At 70.7% G+C, this 18522-nt stretch carries 18 protein-coding genes and 2 pseudogenes; 6 read left to right on the forward strand and 14 right to left on the reverse strand.

The features are described 5' to 3' along the window. Positions 1-3: 3 nt before the first annotated feature. Positions 4-165 (reverse strand): hypothetical protein, encoded by a 162-nt coding sequence (locus ABZ858_RS29945; RefSeq protein WP_361385429.1) that lies wholly within the window; start codon positions 163-165, stop codon positions 4-6. Positions 166-1278: 1113 nt separating this feature from the next. Between ABZ858_RS29945 and ABZ858_RS29950 the strand changes: the two genes are divergently transcribed. Next, positions 1279-1791, forward strand: a complete 513-nt coding sequence (locus tag ABZ858_RS29950) for a hypothetical protein (protein WP_361385432.1) — start codon at positions 1279-1281, stop codon at positions 1789-1791. Between the two features lie 413 nt (positions 1792-2204). Here ABZ858_RS29950 and lysA read toward each other — a convergent pair whose 3' ends face one another. Beyond that, positions 2205-3491: a diaminopimelate decarboxylase gene (gene lysA, locus ABZ858_RS29955; protein ID WP_361385435.1), complete on the reverse strand. Its 1287-nt coding sequence runs from the start codon at positions 3489-3491 to the stop codon at positions 2205-2207. A 138-nt stretch (positions 3492-3629) separates the two neighbouring features. Between lysA and ABZ858_RS29960 the strand changes: the two genes are divergently transcribed. Then, the gene (locus ABZ858_RS29960) at positions 3630-5243 is read left to right on the forward strand and encodes a helix-turn-helix domain-containing protein (RefSeq protein WP_361385439.1); all 1614 of its coding nucleotides are present in this window, start codon (positions 3630-3632) and stop codon (positions 5241-5243) included. Here the strand turns inward: ABZ858_RS29960 and ABZ858_RS29965 are convergent. The 3 genes from ABZ858_RS29965 to ABZ858_RS29975 all read right to left on the reverse strand — a co-directional run bounded on the left by ABZ858_RS29965 (position 5192) and on the right by ABZ858_RS29975 (position 9080). Then, positions 5192-6793 (reverse strand): serine hydrolase domain-containing protein, encoded by a 1602-nt coding sequence (locus ABZ858_RS29965; RefSeq protein WP_361385442.1) that lies wholly within the window; start codon positions 6791-6793, stop codon positions 5192-5194. The two genes, ABZ858_RS29960 and ABZ858_RS29965, sit on opposite strands and share 52 nt — an antisense overlap. 14 nt (positions 6794-6807) lie before the next feature. Beyond that, positions 6808-8301 (reverse strand): APC family permease, encoded by a 1494-nt coding sequence (locus tag ABZ858_RS29970; protein ID WP_361385445.1) that lies wholly within the window; start codon positions 8299-8301, stop codon positions 6808-6810. Between the two features lie 185 nt (positions 8302-8486). Further along, a complete protein-coding gene (locus ABZ858_RS29975) occupies positions 8487-9080 on the reverse strand; it encodes a TetR family transcriptional regulator (RefSeq protein ID WP_361385448.1) in 594 nt (197 codons plus the stop codon). 241 nt (positions 9081-9321) lie between these two features. Between ABZ858_RS29975 and ABZ858_RS29980 the strand changes: the two are divergent. Then, positions 9322-9423: pseudogene (locus ABZ858_RS29980) on the forward strand (nitroreductase family protein); the annotation flags it as partial. A 59-nt stretch (positions 9424-9482) separates the two neighbouring features. Here ABZ858_RS29980 and ABZ858_RS29985 read toward each other — a convergent pair. Next, the gene (locus tag ABZ858_RS29985; RefSeq protein WP_361385663.1) at positions 9483-9638 is read right to left on the reverse strand and encodes a hypothetical protein; all 156 of its coding nucleotides are present in this window, start codon (positions 9636-9638) and stop codon (positions 9483-9485) included. 9 nt (positions 9639-9647) lie between these two features. On the opposite strand from ABZ858_RS29985, the pseudogene ABZ858_RS29990 reads away from it, so the two are divergent. Further along, positions 9648-9782 (forward strand): annotated as a pseudogene (locus ABZ858_RS29990) (nitroreductase family protein); the annotation flags it as partial. 362 nt (positions 9783-10144) lie between these two features. On the opposite strand, the gene ABZ858_RS29995 reads toward ABZ858_RS29990, so the two are convergent. From ABZ858_RS29995 to ABZ858_RS30020, 6 genes are all read right to left on the reverse strand, one after another. Next, positions 10145-10585 carry a carotenoid oxygenase family protein gene (locus tag ABZ858_RS29995; protein ID WP_361385451.1) on the reverse strand — a complete coding sequence of 147 codons (441 nt, stop codon included), beginning with the start codon at positions 10583-10585 and terminating at the stop codon, positions 10145-10147. Beyond that, a complete protein-coding gene (locus ABZ858_RS30000; RefSeq protein ID WP_361385666.1) occupies positions 10566-10808 on the reverse strand; it encodes a hypothetical protein in 243 nt (80 codons plus the stop codon). Before ABZ858_RS30000 ends, ABZ858_RS29995 begins: the two co-directional genes overlap by 20 nt. A gap of 424 nt (positions 10809-11232) precedes the next feature. Then, complete coding sequence (locus ABZ858_RS30005) at positions 11233-11928, reverse strand: hypothetical protein (protein ID WP_361385454.1); 696 nt, start codon at positions 11926-11928, stop codon at positions 11233-11235. 462 nt (positions 11929-12390) lie between these two features. Next, positions 12391-13419, reverse strand: a complete 1029-nt coding sequence (locus ABZ858_RS30010) for a fatty acid desaturase (RefSeq protein ID WP_361385457.1) — start codon at positions 13417-13419, stop codon at positions 12391-12393. Between the two features lie 167 nt (positions 13420-13586). Next, entirely contained in the window at positions 13587-14411 is an 825-nt protein-coding gene (locus ABZ858_RS30015) for a hypothetical protein (RefSeq protein WP_361385460.1), read from the reverse strand. Positions 14412-14595: 184 nt separating this feature from the next. Beyond that, on the reverse strand, positions 14596-15378 hold the full coding sequence (locus ABZ858_RS30020) for a GntR family transcriptional regulator (protein WP_361385462.1): 783 nt from the start codon (positions 15376-15378) through the stop codon (positions 14596-14598). Positions 15379-15493: 115 nt separating this feature from the next. Between ABZ858_RS30020 and ABZ858_RS30025 the strand changes: the two genes are divergently transcribed. Then, complete coding sequence (locus ABZ858_RS30025) at positions 15494-15766, forward strand: hypothetical protein (protein ID WP_361385465.1); 273 nt, start codon at positions 15494-15496, stop codon at positions 15764-15766. Beyond that, complete coding sequence (gene dapF, locus ABZ858_RS30030; protein ID WP_361385468.1) at positions 15763-16656, forward strand: diaminopimelate epimerase; 894 nt, start codon at positions 15763-15765, stop codon at positions 16654-16656. The genes ABZ858_RS30025 and dapF overlap by 4 nt, the downstream gene beginning before the upstream one ends. A 288-nt stretch (positions 16657-16944) precedes the next feature. On the opposite strand, the gene ABZ858_RS30035 is transcribed toward dapF, so the two are convergent. Further along, complete coding sequence (locus ABZ858_RS30035; protein WP_361385471.1) at positions 16945-17592, reverse strand: hypothetical protein; 648 nt, start codon at positions 17590-17592, stop codon at positions 16945-16947. 15 nt (positions 17593-17607) lie between these two features. Further along, positions 17608-18498, reverse strand: coding sequence for a helix-turn-helix transcriptional regulator (locus ABZ858_RS30040; RefSeq protein ID WP_361385474.1), 891 nt, complete (start codon positions 18496-18498; stop codon positions 17608-17610). Between the last annotated feature and the right edge of the window lie 24 nt (positions 18499-18522).

Below are 18522 nucleotides of genomic sequence, written 5' to 3' on the forward strand. Positions count from 1 at the left end.
AGATCATGGATGCTGGGCCATCACCGAGCGCGGCACCGGTTCGGTGATCAGTGAGGTGCCGGAGTACCGGACTCGCACCGGAATAGTGTCGGCGACGGTGGCGACTTGAACGCAGTGCGTCGCCGGAATGATCACACCCATTCCGGCGAGCACCAGAGGTGTCATGGTGGCGTCGCCGCTGTCGAGCAGCGGGAAGAAGGCCGCGCATCAGGTCTGGAGGGCCACCGAACCGCGGATGAAGAGAGTGCGGCTGCTCTTGAGGTCGGCGACCAGGGTCCCGAGTTGGCCGAGGGCCCCGACGGGGACGATGCTCGGACTGGGCCTACGGATCCGGTGATACCGGGAAGGGTGGGATTGACGGCGCGTCAGGGGCGAGCGGGATACATGATCCGCAGAAGCGCGTTCGGTGAAAAGGCTTTTCGGCCTTCGGGAAGGATTTTCAGACCTCGGTGAAACTCACTGAACCCCGGCGACCACACCCGCATCTCACGGTACGCAGGACGCGCACGGTAGTGACTGCCGACCCAGTTCGGAACAGGTCAGTTCCGCGAGCGGTAAATTGCACGCCCTCTGTCGCACGGAGGACTTATGAAGTCACCCGGGGGACGAGGTGATTTCCGACGACCACTCAGCCCAGGATCCCGATGTGTCCGCCGCTGGCCGAAGTGTGCGCGCCGGTGACATGTCCGGCGCCGGCCGGAACGTCAGGCCCGGCCGTGACGGTCACGATGGGTGACGCCCTGCCGGAGGCCACTGAACTGGTGGCCAACGCTGAGGCCGCGCAGCGGATGGAGGCCGCCGGCGGGCCCGAGCCCCGGTCGCGCGAGGACGTCGCGGAGACGGGCGTCGCGAACGCGGCGAGGTGTGGGCCTGGGGGAGGCGGGCGGCGTACCGCGCGGTCCATCGGTGAGCCCGGACCTGACGCCAGGCCCCGGCTTCCTGGAGGCCGTGCCGTGCCTTTGCCCTCTGCTGGTTCGTACGGAGCGCTCGGCGTGGCAGGCCGGGACGGTGCTGACGCTCCAGTGGGCTCCGCCCGCCGGCTGTCGGGAAGACCGGACGAGAGGGGGCGGGAGGAACCGGACGCACCGCGCGGACGTCGCGTCGTGAACCATCGGATGCCTGGGTGAGGGCCGAAACTGGGCCGGCCCGCCGTTCGGCATGGATTGCAGCCACAAAGTACGACAATCCAGTTTTGGCGGGATCGGGTCGTGCACGGGCGGGGGAGGGTCGGGCTGAATGGTGTCGCTCATCGGCACTTCATGAGGAATGGAGGGGATCATGACCGCAAGCGCTGGCAAGGTCGGAAAGGAACAGGTTCAGGCGCGAGTCCAGAAGATCCAGGAAGTGTTCGCGCGCAAGCAGGCGGAGAGCAGGGGCCTGGAGGCGGGACTCGACCTGGAGGCATCCGTGCGCCGGGCGATGCAGGCGAGGGCTCAGTCGGCCGCGCTGGCACAGGAGGCGGCCGGAGCCGAACAGCACACCGACGCGCAGTCCCTCGACAGCGATCCCGCCATCTGGTGCGAGCTCTACGGGTTCCTGGACCTCGGGTACAAGATCCACCTGAACTCGCCCGCCGTGGCCATGGTCACCAGCACTGCTTCGGCTCTCGAACAGGTGCTGGGCGACGCTGTCGAGGGATTCCCGGAGCTTGAGGCGATCTTCATCCCGCTGCTCGCCGCCGTCTACGCCGAGGGCGGAGCGATCGGCGCTGCCGCGCAGGTCAACGGCTCGGTCGTGCTGATCGGGGTGATCCCTGACCCGATCCCCGTCCCCTTCCCCGACAACTTCTAGGCACGCCACCGCCGACGCGGCCCCGGGTGGTCGCCGCCTGTGCTGGTCGACGAGTCGATCCCCACGAACGGTCCGGTGCCACATTCCACCGGACCGCCCCGAACGTCATATGACGGGCGGCCCGCGGGGATCGCAAGGAAATCCGGGACCTTCACCCGCAGGGCCGACCCCGGTGTCTTCTGCGTCCAGGTGAACGGACCGGGGCCGGCTCAGCTCCGCTCACGCGGAAAGGACACCGCCGTGTCGTCCCACTCCGAGCGCAGAATCGGCTCACTTCCGCTTGAGCGGAAGTGAGCCGCAGGGGCCAGTGATGACCGACACCTTCCCCGAGGCCCAGCGGGCGATCGAACCGTCAGGATCGCGTGCCGGCCCGGAGCGTTTCGGGGGCTTCGCTGTCTCATTCGGCTGCGCCGCTACGGCAGATCCCGGCGCATCAGGTCGGCGTAGGTCTCGCGGCGCACCACGGCGCGGTGCGCGCCGTCGCGGACGAAGACCACCGGCGGGCGGCGCGCGCCGTTGTAGTTGTTGCTCAGCGCATAGGTGTAGGCGCCGGTGACCGGCACGGCGATCAGGTCCCCGACGCGCGGGTTCGCCAGCGGGACGCCGGCACTGAGGGTGTCGCCGGACTCGCAGTGCCGGCCCACCAGGTGGCACAGTTCGCCGTCGCCGGTCGGGCGGCCGGCGACGGCGGCCTCGAAGCGCTGCTGGTACAGGGAGACTTCGAGGTTGTCACCCATGCCGCCGTCGACGGCGACGAAGGTGTGGCCGCCGCCGCGCTTGACGGAGACGACCCGGTACAGCGAGACACCGGACTCGGCGACCATCGAGCGGCCCGGCTCGATGAGGATGCGGGCGTCGGCGGGCAGCAGGCGCCGGGCGACGTCGGTGACGGTGTCGAGATACGCCTCCACCGTGGGCGGCCGGTCGGCGTAGGTGTAGCGGGAACCGAGGCCGCCGCCCAGGTCGTAGACGGCGAACTCGCCGAGTTCGGCGACCGCCTCGACAGCCTGCGCGAAGGGTGCGAGGTCCAGGATCTGCGACCCGACGTGCACGTGGACGCCGTCCAGCCGCAGCCGGTCGCTGCCACGCAGCCGCGCTATCGCCGCCCGGGCCTGCGACAGGGACAGACCGAACTTGGAGCCGTTCTGGCCGGTGGACACGGCCTCGTGGGTGTCGGGGCGGATGCCGGGGGTGACCCGGACCAGTACTGCCTGCTCCGCCGCGGTACCGGCGAGGATCTTCTCCAGCCGGTCGATGTCGTCGAAGTTGTCGACGACGACCGTCCCGGCGCCGGCCTCGACGGCGAGGCGCAGCTCCTCCTCGGTCTTGGCGTTGCCGTGGACGACCAGGCCGGCCGGGTCCGCGCCCGCGGCGAGGGCGAGGGTCAGCTCACCCCCGCCGGCCACGTCGATGCCGAGACCCTCCTGCGCGAGCAGGCGGATGACGGCGGTGCAGGGGAAGGCCTTGGAAGCGAAGGTGGCGCGGGAGTTCGGCCAACGGGCGGCCAGGCCGTCGGCGTAGTGGCGGGCACGGGCGCGGACCGACGCCTCGTCGAGAATCAGCGCGGGAGTGCCGTAGGAATCGGCGAGTTCGGCCGCCGGTACGCCGCCGATCACCAGTGCGCCGCTCCCGTCCCGGGTGGTCCCGGGCGGGAACAGCCCCAGCAGTTCCCGGCCCTCGTGCGTCCCCGTCGTTGCCATCCGCGCTCCTTGTGCCACTGATCCGGACCGTTCTCCTGCCATGCTCCCGCTACGGTCACTCCGGATCATCGTTGACATCGTCAATGTGGGTCTCCCAGACTTGACGTCCTCGACAACCTTTGAAGTCGGAGGTGCACCATGCGGGAGTGCGGCCCTCGGGGGCACCTGCCCGTCCGGCAGCTCGTGGACAACATCGGGCCGGCGCTGCTGCGCCTGGTCCAGGAGGGGACCGGCGGCGGGCCGCTCACCGACGTCGTCATCCATGCCCCGGGCGCGCCGACAGTGCTCGGCCCCGGGTGCGTGGTGCTGGGGGTCGGTGTGACCACGGCGGCCGAGCTGCGCGAGCTGACCGCGGCCATGCGGCAGGCCGGCGCGGAGGTGCTGGCGGTGAAGGCCCCGGTGCCGCCGTCGGCCGACGACAAGCCGGCGATCATCGAGGTCAACGCGGACGCGTCCTGGATGCATGTGGCGACGACCGTCCGTGAGCAGTTGCTCGAGTACGCGAGGACCAGCGTGCGCTCGGCCGGCAGCGGCGCGGAGCTGTTCGCCCTGGCGAACGCGGTCTACGAGGCCGTCGGCGCCCCGGTCACCATCGAGGACCGCTCCTCGGCGCTGGTCGCCTGGTCGCAGGGGCAGGACCGGACCGACTCCGAGCGGATCGAGACCATCCTGGGGCGGGCCGTCCACCAGCGGACGCTCGCCGAACAGCGCGAGCGCCAAGAGTTCGAGCGGCTCCATGCCAGCACCGAACCGGTGTACATGGAGGCGACCGGGGCCGATCAGCTGGCAAGGGTGGCCATCGCGGTCCGGGCCGGTTCGGACGTCCTCGGCTACATCTGGGCCGCCGTCCCCGGGCCGCTCGACGAGGCGGCCACAGCCCGGCTGCGCGAATTCGCCCCCCTTGTCGCGCTGCAGCTGGTCGGCCTGCGCACGGAGACCAGCTACGTCCGCCGTCAGCGCGGCGAGCTGGCCGCTGCCGTACTGGGCGGGGCGGCCGACCCGGTGGAGGCGAGTCGGCTGCAGTTGGGCTCCGGTCCGGTCTGCGTCCTGGCCGCGGCCCCGCGGATGGCCCAGAGCACGGGCCCCGACGCGCTGGACGCCGCCGGGCTGCGCCGGTTCGCGGACACCCTGGAGTACTTCCTGGCGGCCGTACATCCCCGTTCAGCCCTGGTGACGGGCACCGGAGCGGTATACGTACTGGCCGCCTGGCCGCCGGAACACGCCACGGCCCTGGAGTCGGCCCTCGCCCTGGCCCGTGACTTCCTCGCGCGGACCCCACTGGCCGGTGACTACGTCGTCGCCGTGGGCGGCCCGGCCGAATCGGTGCGCCGGATCGCCGATGTGCGGGTGCAGGCGGACGCCGCGCTGCGGGCCCTGCGGCACCCGGCCGTCCGCGGACCGGCCGTGCGCACCGTGGAGGACATGGCGCTGGCGGTGCTGCTGCTGCATCTCGCCGACGCGACCGAGGCGCTCGGCCTTCCGGACGCCGGCGGCGCCCTGTACCGGCTGCGCCAGGAAGAGGGCCAGGACGGTCCGCTGGCGACGACCCTGGCCGCCTATCTCGCCGCCGCGGGAGCCACCGACACCGCGGCGGAGGCTCTGCACATCCACCCCAACACCATGCGCTACCGGCTGCGCCGTATCCGCGAGGTCTCCGGGCTGGACTTCGCCGATGCCGACGCCATGCTGCTCGCGCACCTTCAGCTCCGGGTGCGCGAGCTGCGGACGGGCGCTTCCCGAGCTTCCGGTTGATCCCGGAACGAGCGTGTGTAGCGGCATCCGTCCAGGTCGACCCAGAGCACCGCGCCGTCCGGGGCGGGGCCGGACGTCAGGCGCTCCGGCAGCCGGGGGTCGGCTCCGACGCGGAACGTCCCGTCGTCGAGCGGCACGAGTTCCGGTTCGTCGCAGGGCGCTTCCACGCCGGTCGCGGCGATCATGTGCAGTCGTCCCGCCCGCTGCACGATGCTGAAGCTGGGATACCAGGGGGTGTAGCTGCGGTAGTGACCCGCGAGCGCGTGCGGGGGAGCGGCCGGCGCGCAGGGGCCGGGGCCCAGTGACTCGGGTCCGTAAAGCCAGCGTCCGTCCAGAGAGTGGTGGTAGGCGGACCATTCCGGGTGATCGCACACCAGCCGCCCGTCCCCCGCGTCGTACAGCCTGCCGCTCACCCCGTCCGAGGTGAGCGAGAGACGGTCGTCCCCCGTGGCCTCGACGCGGATCTGGCGCGGCGCCGCTCCGTGGGTCCCGACGTAGCGCCGGGCGTCGGGGATCCGCTCCGGATCGAACAGCGCCGGGTCCGCCGGGGCTCCCTGGACGACGGCGAGCACATGGCGGGCGAAGCGGTCGATGATCTGGCACTCGCCGGGCGCGTTGGTCAGCACGGCGACACCGTGCCCGCCGTCGGTGTCGACGGCGAGGTACGAGCGGTATCCGACCATCCCGCCGGCGTGCGTCAGCCAGGTGCGGCCGTCGATCACTTCCACGTCCACGCCGAGCACGTAGCTGGAGCTGGCCGCGTCGGCAGGCACCGTGACGATCTGCCGGAAACGCTCCGGCCCGATGATCCTGGTGCCGTCCAGGGTGCCCCGGCCCAGCAGCATGCGGGCGAACAGTCCCAGGTCGGAAGCGGTTGCCAGTACGTTCCCGTCGGCGGCCGAGTACTCGAAGAAACCGGCCGGCGCGAGCGGGGCCGACGGTAGCGGCGGGCGGTCGTCGCGAAGGAACCGGTACCCGGTGGCGAGTTCGGCGATGTCCTCGTGGGTGATCCGCGCCGCCGAGTCGTGCATGCCCAGGGGCCGCAGCAGCCGTCCGGCCATGGCGTCCGCCAGCGACTCCCCCGTCACCTGCTCGACGATCAACCCCAGCAGGTTGTAGCCCTCGTTGGAGTAGTGGAACAACTCACCCGGTTCGGCCCAGGTCCGCGCACCGCGCAGCGCGTAGCCGCGTGCGGCGGCATCGGGCAGCGCGTCGGCCCCGGCCACCAGGCCGGAGGTGTGCTGCAGGAGGTGCCGGACGGTGATCGCGCGGGAGCCGCCGTTCGGGGCGAACCAGGGCAGGTGGTCGGCGACCGCCGCGTCGAGGTCCACCTTCCCCTCGTCCGCCAGTATGCCGAGCAGGAAGGCGGTGAAGGTCTTGCTGATGGAACCGATCTCGAACCGTGTGCGGCGGGAGAGCGGCGCCCCGGACTCCGCGTTCGAAAATCCCGCGGTGACGAACGCGGACTCGCCGCTCCCGTCGACAACGCTGATCGCGATTCCCGGCACCGGCCACCAGGTCCGCAACCGCTCCGCAAGTCCAGTGAGCACCCGTTGCACATCCATCAGACGCCCGCCTTCCGCGAACCGAATCCCGCGAACCGGTCCGGACCCAGCTCGACCTGGGAGGAGTCGATCTCCGCGTCCGGCCGGTCGCCCTTGACGAACCGCCGGCACACCGGGTAGAGCAGCACGGCCAGGAGCGCCACCGCGAGACTGATGCCGAACATCGCGGCCTCGTCGACCGCCGTACTCCATGCCAGGTACACGATCATCGCCGTGGGCAGTGCGACGACCAGGACCGCGCCGAGCCGGCCGCCGGGGACCCGAACCGGCCGGAGCATCTGCGGATACCTCCAGCGCAGGACCAGGAAGGCCACGAATTCCAGCAGGATCGAGGCCAGGGTGAGCAGCACCGTGGCCCGCAGGATCGAGCTGAAGTCGACGGCGGAGAGCACGACGACGACGGTGGTGCTCGCCAGCAGCGCACCCACCGGCGTGTTGAACCGTCTGCTGTCCCGGGCCATCCAGCGCGGCAGGTACGCGTCCGCGGCGAGCGCCCGCGGGACCCGGGTGCTCGTCAGCAGGATCGCCATGAACAGCCCCACCAGGGAGAGCGCCGATCCCAGGGAGATCAGCACCTTCAGCCAGATGCCGCCCAGGGCGTCGCCGGCCACGACGAAGTCGCCCTGGGCCCAGTCGGCGGGCGAACCCCGGTGCAGTCCGCTGCCGAGGGCGGCGATGGTGGGCAGCAGGTAGGCGGTGATGATCAGCGGAACCGAGATGACCAGTGCCCGGGTATAGGTCCGGTGCGCGTCGGCGACCTCGCCCAGCACGGTGCTCGGCCCGTCGAAGCCGAGGTACAGCCACACGATCACGCTGAGCGCGCCGGCCACCGACGAGTGGACGCTCTGCCCCGGCACCATGAAGGGCTGGAGCACGTTGATCCCGTTGCCGACCGCATGCCAGATGCCGAGGACCGTCAGCACCGCGAACGGCGCGAGGATCAGCAGCATCATCCCGACCGAGTACTCGCTGACCGCCTTGGAGCCGCGGTAGTTCAGGTACGCCATCGGGACGATGAGGGCAACGGTGACGATCCAGTGCAGGTCCACGACGAAACCGCCGTGGAACAGGTTCACGATCACCAGCCCCTTCCCGCGGGCGATGTCCGGGATCCAGGTGGCCAGGTAGTCGACCAGCAGGATCGGGTAGAGGGCGAGGTTCAGCACCGACCCGATCGAATTCCAGGCCCCGAACACGAATGCCGCACCTCTGCCGAGCGCGATCTTCGTCCAGTGGTAGTAGCCGCCGTCGACCGGTATCGCGGCACTCAACTCCGCTGCCACCAGCGCGTTCGGCACGCCGAAGACCACCGGCACCAGGACGATCATCAGCAGGGTCATGCCCGGACCGGCGCTGGAGAGTGAGGCTTCGAGCCCGAAGGGGCCTCCGGACACCGTGAAGAAGAAGATTCCGACCAGCGGCAGCACGCCGAGCGTGCGTCTGCCCGCCCCGGGCGCCGACCGCGTGCTTTCCAGCGGGATCAGTTCGGTCATCCTGGGCTCCACTCTTCGTTCGCGCCTGGTCGGCACAAGGTACGGGGGCCTCATCGGGGCCGTCCTCGTCGTGCGCGCCAAAGCGACAGGCCGCCGGTTGTCGCTGCCGTCAACGCCGGGCTGATCCACCCGGAACACGACGAAGCCCAGGGCGCCTGGCCTGCCGGGTACCCGGGCGGGGCCGGTCAGATTGTGGTCGGCAGCGCGTGGTCCAGGAGGATCTGGGCCGCTGCCCGGGCGTGCCGGCCGTAGGCGGAGTCGCCAAGGACCATGGCGCGGCCGGCGGCGCCGTCCGCGAGGGTCACGAGCTGCTCGGCGAGGGTGGAGGGTTCGCGGCAGCCCAGTTCCGCTACCAGGTCGGCCACCAGCCGGACCATCAGCAGTTTCTGTTCGCGGGCGTAGGAGTGGACCGCGTTCTGCGGGTCGGGGAACTCCACGGCGGCGTCGATGAACGGGCATCCGCGCACCGGATCCGTGCCGGCCGGGGGCGGGTCGAACAGGGTGAGGATGCGCTCCCTGGCGGGGATGTCCTCGCGTGCCAGCGCGCCCTCCAGCGTGCGTCCCGTCGAGGCGAGGTCCTTGAGGTGGGCGAGGACCAGCTCGTCCTTGGTCCGGAAGTGCGCGTAGAGGGTGCGCTTGGACACCGGCGCCCGCTCCGCGATCTGCTCCATGCCGGTCGCGTTGATCCCCTGGGCTGCGAACAGTCCGGCTGCGGCGGCCAGGATGCGCTCCCGTCCTCCGCGTCCTTGCCGTCGAGACGCCGTCGTCGCCGTGGTCATAGCGTAAGTATACGTTCTCGTTTACTTCGGAGGGGCGACTGGCTATAGCGCGATCCCAGGTAAACACTTCTGTTTACTTCAGTGCTGCTGGGGAGAGTCCCATGACCGGACCGGTCTTCACCGGACACACACGAGCGAGGCGCCCACCGGCGGGACACAGCCGGAGGGGAAACGAACGTGGGGGTACGCCGAGCAGCTGATCCGCGGGCGCCACGCGACCCGCGCCTTCCTTCCCGACCCGGTGCCCCAGGACACCCTGCGCGGGATCTTCTCCCTGGCCGGGGCCGCGCCGTCCAACTCCAACGCGCAGCCCTGGCGGGTCGAGGTGGTCAGCGGCACACGGCGAGACCGTCTGGCCGACGCCCGGCGGACGGCGCACGCCGAGCGACGTGTCACGGCCGTCTACCCGTACTCCGAGGACATGTACGCCCCCTCCACCAGGAACGCCGGGCCGCCTTCGGCGCCGATCTGTACGGAGCACTGGGCATCGCCTTCGACGACCACCCGGCCCGCGCGGCCTACGACGCGGAGAGCCTGGGCTTCTACGGGGCGCCCCATGCCGCGTTCCTGTTCGTCACCGGCGACGCCGGGCCCCGCCTGGCCGCCGACGCCGGTGCCTACCTGCAGACACTCCTGCTGGCCCTGACCGCCTACGGCGTGGCCAGCTGCCCACAGGGCCTGCTCAGCTTCTACGCCGACACCGTCCGCGACCAACTTCGAGTGAACGAGGGGAAGCTGCTCGTCGGGGTCTCCTTCGGTTACGCCGACGAGAACGCACCGGTGAACCGGGTCGCGACCGGCAGGGCGGCCCTGGAGGCAACCACCACATTCCACACCTGGAGTCCGCCGCGAAAGTGCTGGTTTCTTGAAGTCGTCCTGGTCGAAGGCCGGGTGAAGGCCAGTGGTCGGCCACCCGGGATCCGCGCTTCTCGCGGAGTCCATAGGCTTCGTCGGTCGGACTCCGTCCGACGTGGTGCGCGGGCGTCCGAGACCGGTACGAGGCACGCGGACGCGTTCGAGGACGTGCTGGAACTGCGGACTGTCGTCGCAGTGGCCCGCAGTGATCAGCGGAACAGTGGCTGCTGCCCCTGCTCGGCCGCGAGGTGGGTCTTCGTTGCCAGGCCGCCGCGGAGAGGCCTGTTCGGTGTTCGGGGTCCTCCCGTGGCCGACTGCTCCTCGATCGAAGGTGTGGCCGGCTTGTCTGCGGCGGGCCGGAACCGTCCCACTGCACACGGGCGCTGGGGCAGTCGGGCATCGCCGACCTGGTGGATACGGCGGCCGCCGGTGGCACGGTCGTATTTCACGACGCCATAGCCGCCGAAGCCTTCCTGGTCGGGGAAAGAGACCGCGTACTGGCAGCGATGCTCCGCTCCGAGGAAGTCGTCGTTGCGGGCCGGGAATTCGACGGCGAGGCCATCGATGTTCTGCTCGTCGACCTCGCCGGCAGTGGGGTCGACGACCCAGCGCCGCCCACACCCTGGCCCGTCAGACGCCGGCCGGTTCACCGAATGCGCCGCCGCCCGCCCGCGTGAGCCTGACGCCCTGCTGCTGGCCGCGCACCTGCTCACCCGCCCCGCCCCCGAAGGCGCGTACGACGGCGACGTCCGCCGCCACGCCCGCGCTCTGCTGCGGGCTGCCGAGGCCCTGTCCGTATCCGACCGTCCGGCCGAGACCGCGCAGCTGCGCCGGGCCCTGCTCGAAGCCGGCGAGGTGGACTTGGCTCAGCACCGTCGACGGCCGGCTGTCCGGTTCGGCTCCGGACTCCGGCCGGACCGGGAATGATCGGGGGATGACCGAAGACCTCCCCGCCGGCCCCGTGCCCGGACAGATACCGAACCCCGGCGGCCGGGACGGGCCGCGCGGGCTGGTGGCGCTGCGCCAACGCACTGTGGTCGAGCCCATGTTCACCGCCCCCGGTGCACGTCCGGTACCGTCGCCGACTTCCTCGGCACACCGGCCGTGGATGTCTGGCAGCGGGCCGACCAGCGGATCGCCGACCAGTTCGGCGTGAGTCCGAGTGCGTCCGATGCGGAAGCGGACCCGGATGGGGGTCGTCGTGATCGTGGCCGCAGACCCGGTCGCGCAGCAACTGCTCGTCATCGGTGTTCGTCCGACCAGCCTCTCAGCCGCCGCCGACAGCCCCCCGCCTCGATCAGCCTTTCGGGGCGGCGGTGCTGCGGGGAACCGGGTTCAGGCGAAGCCACGCTGTCAAGGCGGCCTGGAGCCCGGCGACCTCGTCATGCGAGAGGGCCACGCCTCCAGCCCCTGCGTGAAGGCGTACGTCGTCGGCGGTGACCCTCCAGCCGATCGACCGGCGTTTCGGCGAGGTGACGGCGGAGCCGCGGGCGAGAACGCGTAGCGCTCCGCTGACCCGAGAGGGAAGAGCCGTCGGCGTTCGCCCGGCGCGGATGAGGTGCTTGGGGCGTGTCGGCAGGCCGATGGCTACGTAGAAGTCGTGCAACGCCTCGTCAAGATCCCGGGCAGCGGACGGCGCGAGGCCGATGAACTCCTCCAGCAGCTCCGGGTGGGCGGCGGGGGCGTTCGGCCCGTACGGATGCGCGTGAAGTGGGTGCTCGGCAACCTCCAGGCGCACGCAGGCCGGTGGCACCAGCACACGGCCGTAGCCCTTCTCAGTCAGCTCCGCGTGGATCTTCCGGAGTCGCGCTGCTTGCCGCGGCACTGGATGGGGATCCCCGGGAGTGGGCACGGAGGGCTTTCTGGTCGGCTTGGGGGCCGCGCCCATCGGGCCGTTGCAGCGGTGCAGGACACCGGCCTGCGTCAGCACGGCCGTCACCTGACGGCCCTGGCTGTCGGACCCGAGCCGGAACCCGACGACGGTTGTAGGCACTCGACCTCCCTGCGGCTGCCGGCCACCGTAGCGGGAACGATGTGGGCGAGTGGGAGAGTTGCCCAGTCCGACCGAAAAACACCGGCGTGGTCCCCTCGCCCTCGACCGCTCAGCCCCGGCCGTTCAGCCGGGCGACGGCTCCTGCCGCGCCGGGAGCCGCACGCGTCACCGGCTGGTGGGCCCGCCCGGGTGGCGCGGCCCACCGTTGTCACCGCGCCCTCGGCCACGCGTCCGGCGTCCGGCGTTCCTCGCCGTGGCCGCTGCCGACGGCCCGCCACGCCGCTTGGTCCGCGCCGTAACCCCCTCAGCATCGGTCGTCCCTGCGCGTGCGGGCCGGTCCGGGGCTCGCGGTGGCCATACCGGCCGCGACGGGCCCGATGACGGTCAGGGAGGGCATGCGCGTACGGCTGCGGTCCCGAGCTCAGGTGGTGTTCGGGAGCGGGCGCTGCCGTGCGTGGCTGGTCAGGTGTGATGTGTGGCCAGTTGGGCTGGGGTATTGAGTGCCTGATGGTGGCGGCGGGTGACGGTGGCCGTGCCGATGAGAAGTCCGTCGGCGGTGAAGTGTGGCGGTGCGAGGTTGGCCTCGACGGCGGGCAGGTAGTTCCACCGAAGGCCTGGGTGGGCGGAGTGTGCGTAGTGGTGGAGGTCGCCGTAGGGGAGCCAGGTGGTGGCGGCGATGGCTGCCATGGTGCGGCTGCCGGGGTAGAGGCGCAGGCAGCGGCCGGCTTCGATCTGGGCGGGGGTGCCGGTGCGGTGGTCGGGGTCGAACCAGGTGTGTTCGACCAGCAGGGACATCCAGGCCAGCTGCGGGTAGAGCAGCAGCCGCGGGATGAGCAGGCCGCACAGCAGGGCGGGCCATCCGCCTGCGGTGTACGCGGCCGCGCAGACGGCGGCGGTGGCGGCGGTGCGGTGCCAGGCTCCGGGGCCGCGCAGGTGAGCGGTGAGTCCGGCGACGGTGCCGCGGATGCCGCGTGGGGTGAGCGGGTGGACGAGCGCGGCCGCGAAGGCGGGGCCCGTGGTGCCTGCGCCCAGCCCGGCCTGGCGGAGTTCGGCGAGGTTGGGGTCGCCGGCCTGGGTGGCGTTGGGGTGGTGGTCGCGGACGTGGCGTCGGCGGCGTGAGGTGACGGGGCCGAGTCCGAGAGGGTGGTGGGCGAAGACTTCGGCGAGCAGCTGGTTGGCGCGCGGGGTGCGGGCCAGGACGCCGTGGACCGCTGCGTGGCTGATCTCCTGGAGGTGGCGGAAGTGCACGGCGACCGCGGCGGCTGCGAGGGCGGCGAGAAGGGGGCCGTGGGCGGCGAGCATCCACCAGCCGGTGATCTGTACCCATTGTCCTGCCAGGAGCAGGAGTGGAGTGAGGTTGTTGGCGCGTGTGCGCTGGATGGCTATGAGGAGGGCGGCGTCGGCGGCGTGGGGCCGGTGGCGGGCGAAGTGCAGGCGGTCGATCTGGCGCAGTGCGGTCCCGGTGATCAGAAGGACTAAGCACAGGAGCATGGTGGTCCTGGGTTGATGAGGGGCGGGCGGCTCCCACCGGTCATCACCGAGGGTACTTATTGGTTCACCATTTTGACTTGAGATTCACGCGCTCGCTTGTCGGCCCGGCGGCGCGAAGGCCCGGCACGGGGCCGGACCTTCGCGTGTGTGGGGCAGGAGGGTGGCTGCTACAGGGTGTCGACGGTCTGCCGGATGCGGATGTCGTCCCAGGCGGAGCCGAGTAGAGGTCGTGCGGTGTTCTCGTAGGTGCGCAGCGCTGCGGCAGCGGAGTCGGCTCCGTTGCCCCAGGCGGACTCGAAGCGCGTGATCCAGCGGCCGACACCCTTGAAGTGCACGGTGCTGCGCCCTCTGGTGTAGTCGGCGTCCCCTTGTTCGTCTTCGACGAGGGCGGCGGCGGCAGAGATGATGATGACGTCCACGGCCTGGTCGGCTCGCAGCCGGTCACGAACGGCCAGTCCGCAGGTGACACCCATCTCGCGCTGGTGGTCGATGAGTTGTAGCAGGCTGCGGGCGTAGTCCTCGCGGACCAGATCGCGTTCGTAGGCGATGTAGAGCCGGTTGATGGTGCCGCCGGCCTGGAGCAGTTGCCGGTTCGCGGCGAGGTATTCACGGCGGCGGGTGAGGAGGCCGGGGTCGGTGGTCAGGTCGCTGGCGAGGACTCGCTGCGGCTGCGATCGGGCCTCGAGGAGGGCCTGGACCAGCATGACCGAGAGGCGTGGCACCTCGCTGGCGTAGACCTGGAGGTGGCCGTCGGCGACGGCACCGTAGTCCGAGACGAGTTCGTGCTCCAGCTTCGCACGGATCAGGTCGTAGTAGTACGCGTCATCCATGTCCCGCAGGTTATTGGAGCGCCGGAGCTGGATGAAGCGCTTGCGCAGCCAGATGTGTGAGCCGACGAGCATCATCACGATCACCGTCTCGGCGATCAGGAGGACGTTCTTCGTGGTGCCGCGCGCGGTGAGCCACGCGATGATCGGCGTGACGATTCCCACGAGCCCGATCACATTCGTGAGCGCGGGTGACGCCAAGGTGTCGACAGCCCGGCCTGCGGAGTCGCGGCGCGGTGCAGCCATGGACCCTTCCCCCTCCCTGCCGCGGCCCCCAGGGGGCCGCGCTGCCTGCTGATGATCGTCCGCCCCCGGCTGGCCGGCGCGGGCCCCTCTGACGAACCCGGCATCAGGTGCGGGGCACCTGATAGAGGGGGATGTCGTACGTGATGTCCCAGCGCTCGGTCGGTACCAGGATGTCTGCGGTCTCCACGGGCCGGCCGCCCGTGTCGTAGTGCGTGCGCTCGATCAACACCGCCTGACCTCCGGGCGAGGCGCCGAGCAGTTGCGTCGTCTCGCGGTCGAGCTGAACGGGGCGGGGCACCTCGGTGACGCGCGCCACCGTGATGCCGATCTGGGCCATCCGCATGGCGACACCGCGGCCGGCCAGCGGTCCGCCTTCGGGAAGGACGACCGGTGTACCGGCGGTCAGGGCGTAGGGCTCCCAGCTGGTGGCCGTCAGCACGCACCTCCGGGCGGCGAGCACCTCGTAGTCGGTGCGTACGCAGAGGTCGCCCGCTGTGATGCCCAGGCGGGCGGCGATCGGTGCCGGTGCCGGGATCTTGGCCGTGCTTTCCGCTTCCACGCTGGTGGGGGAGCCGGCCGGGGCGAGCCCGAGGCGGCCGGGCGCGGCGGTGGGAGTCAGGGTGCGCGGCAGAATGTGTCGTTCACGCGGGGCGCGGACGTACGTGCCGCGGCCACGGCCGCGGAAGCTCTCCAGCAGACCCTCGGCCAGGACGATTTCCAGGGCTTGGCGGACCGTGTTCTCACCGACCCCGAACTCACCCGCCAGAGAGGGCCTGTTGGGGAGTTTGTGGCCGGGCAGCCAGGTGCCGTCGGCGATGCGGTCCCTGATGGCCTGGGCGACACGCAGGTATCCCGCCTCCTGACGGTCGGCCTGTCGGTCAGCCATGCATCTCCCTCTGCCCACGGCCTGGTTGAAACGGATTGACAATTTAGTCCACCAATAAAAAAATGGGGGACCAATAAGTACGCGCAGTAATCACCGGTATGTGAATGTGGGTGCAGTGGGCTACGACCGCCGCCAGAGAGCCGCCATCGATGCCGCGGCCGCGAGGGTCGCGCAGCAGCTCGCCGAGCTGACCGGCGTCCCTCCCCGCGTCACTGCCGAACCGGATGGGGTCCGCATCGAAACCGACGTCACCGACGCCGCTCTGGATCACTGGACACGTCTCCTGGCCGTCCTCGAACTCGGCACCGAATACGGCGTCACCAACACCCCCGACGGACAGACCGCCTGGCTCCGCATCGAGTTGCGACGACAAGGCCTCCATCCATGACCGAGATCACTGGCTCTCGGATGGACACCGTGCCTTTCGCCAAGGGGCACGGCTGCCAGAACAGCTTCCTCATCCTGCCCGACCCCCACGGTCGCCTCTGCCTCTCCGCCGAGACCATCCGCCTCCTGGCCGACCCCCACACCGGCGCCGGAGCCGATGGCATCCTGCGTGCCGTCCGCTGCCTCGCCCATCCCCGAACCGTCGCCACGGCCCGAGTCGCCGAATGGTTCATGGACTACCGCAACGCCGACGGAAGCCCCGGCGCGATGTGCGGCAACGGCATCCGGGTCTTCGCCCGCTACCTCGTCGACACCGGACGGTGCGCCCCGGGCACCTTCACCATCGCCACCCGCGCGGGCGTGCGCCGTGTCCGGGTCCCCAGCCGCAGCGAAGACTTCCAGGGCCCGGTCACCGTGGCCATGGGCGCCCCGGCCTTCCCCGGCCCGGACCGCATCACCGTCACCGCTGCTCAGCAGAGCCGGCCCGCCATCCACGTCGATGTCGGCAACCCCCACGCCGTGGTGTTCGTCAACGACCTGGCCGTCGCGGGGGACCTGGACACTCCGCCCGCTGTCGAACCGGCCGATGCCTACCCCCACGGCGTCACCACCGAATTCGTCACCGTCCTCGGCCCGGGCCACCTCGCGCTACGGGTCCACGAGCGGGGCGTCGGGGAAACCCGCGCCTGCGGAACCGGCGCCTGCGCCGCTGTCGCCGCTCACCGACGGCACATCGGCCAGACCGCAGCCGCCGACTACCGCGTCGACCTCCCCGGCGGGAGCCTGTACGTATCCGTCAGGGCCGACGGCACCATGGCGCTGACCGGCCCTGCTGTCATCACCGCCCAGGGCACCCTCCACCTTGCCCACGCGAAGAAGGGCAACGGCTGACCCGGGGAACGAGTGGTCGATCCGCCGGCCCAAGCAGCCGCGGTGGCGGGTGGGGGCGGTGATCGGCTCCCGCCAGACTGGGGGGCAGGCGCTACCAATCTGGCGGACTTCGCTGCCGGCACCAGCCACATCAGAGCCCGGGCGGTACCTGGCGCCCAGCCGAACACCGGACACCACCCGCAGTGGCCAGGGCATCCTCGCCCACCGCGTTGCGTCGGCTACCGTTGGGCGGGCAACACTGAAGGCGGGCGAACCCGGTGTACGGCTGTGCTGTTACTTGCGCCTGCGTCATACCATAAGCGACGCTGCGCTGGCCGAGCTTGGCTCGCAGAGCCGCCGGACTTCACAGATGGTGGCAGAGCCTGCGGTCTCCTGGACCCAGGGTGTGCTGCTCTTGTGCCCCCGTCCGACTGCGCCTTCAGCCAGAGCCCACAGGATGCGGGTGTGCTCGTGGGATGGCTCGAGGACGACGACGGTGGCGGACTCTATGGCCATCGAAGCGATGCCGTGGGCACAGTCGGGGAAGGTGTGCTCGCGGCGAGTCCCGCTGATCGTTACGGCTATGGCTCTGACTCTCCCGGGGCCGGTGCACTGGAAGTCGAGGCGACGGTCGGGCGGGGTGCCGGGCTGGGCGAAGCGCAGGGTGGCGGGGAGCCCTGGCCCGGATATGCCGGTGCGGACGACCGTCTCGGCGAAGGGGCGGCTCTGCTGCAAGGCAGCGAGAAACCGTGTCATCCGCTGGTCGGTTCCCTCGCTCTTGCCCTCCGGGGTTTCGTCGGAGGTGTAGGTGCCGGCCAAGGCCAGGCCCACGGCGCACAGGGCTGCGAAGCCCACGGTGGCGATCGCGACGACCGGGCGTTGCCCTTCGTAGAACCGCCCCGGAGCGCCGAAGGTGCTGCTCCGGGCATCACGTCGGCTGGTCCGTCTGCTGTGCACCCCTGGCTCTCCTGTCTACTGTTCGCTGGGGGGACCTGCCCTTCCCGAGGTGCCGGGAGAGCGGGCGTAGTTGGCGATGGCGGCGGCGATGAGGGTGAGGGCGGGCCCTCCGCTGTGAGCCAGATCGTTCAGCCGTGAGAAGCCGTCCAGGTAGCGTTCGACCTCACCGCGCTGTTTGACCGTGAGGTAAGCGGAGACGAGCTCGACGTTGACCTGCCGGTCGTCGAACACCCAGAAGTCCTCCACCGGTGGCATCAGGCCGCGGTCGGCACCCATGGGGATGATCCCCAACCTGACGGAGGCAAGGACACTGGCCTCCAGCAGGCGGCTGAGCTGCTCGACCATGACCTCGTGAGGCCCCACCCGCCGGTAGAGCACGGACTCCTCCAGGACGATCTCAAATCGCTTGCTCCTCTCGGTGAGGACCTTCTGCTTGTCCATCCGAGTGGCGACCGCGGCCTCCACATCGTCGAGAAGGCCACGGCGCTCCCGGATGCCGGCCAGGACGGCTCTGGTGTAGGCGCGGGTCTGCAACGGACCGGGGATCAGGTTCTGGGCATACGCCTTGAACAGACGCGTCTGGTCCCACAAGGGAAGGACGCTCTCCTGGGCCCGCTTGAGGCCGGCCTTCTCCATGGCCCGCCACTCGACGTACATGCCGTCGATGCCGCGGGCGATGTCGATGAGTTCCGCTGCTGCGGCCTGGTCCCCGCAGGCAGCTGTCCAGGCTCGGATGTCCTTCGGGGAAGCGGCTATGTGCCCGTTCTCGATACGGCTGCACTTCGACTCGTGCCAGTCGCACCGGCGGGCCAGTTCGCGTGCTGTCAGGCCGTGTTGCTGGCGCAGGGCCCGTAACTGCTGGCCCAGGGCGAGTCGGGCTTCGCGGATGCTGGAAGAGGTAGGCATGCGGACAGTGTGCAGGCTTTGGAG

Source organism: Streptomyces sp. NPDC047017, from assembly GCF_040644175.1.
Lineage (GTDB): Bacteria > Actinomycetota > Actinomycetes > Streptomycetales > Streptomycetaceae > Streptomyces.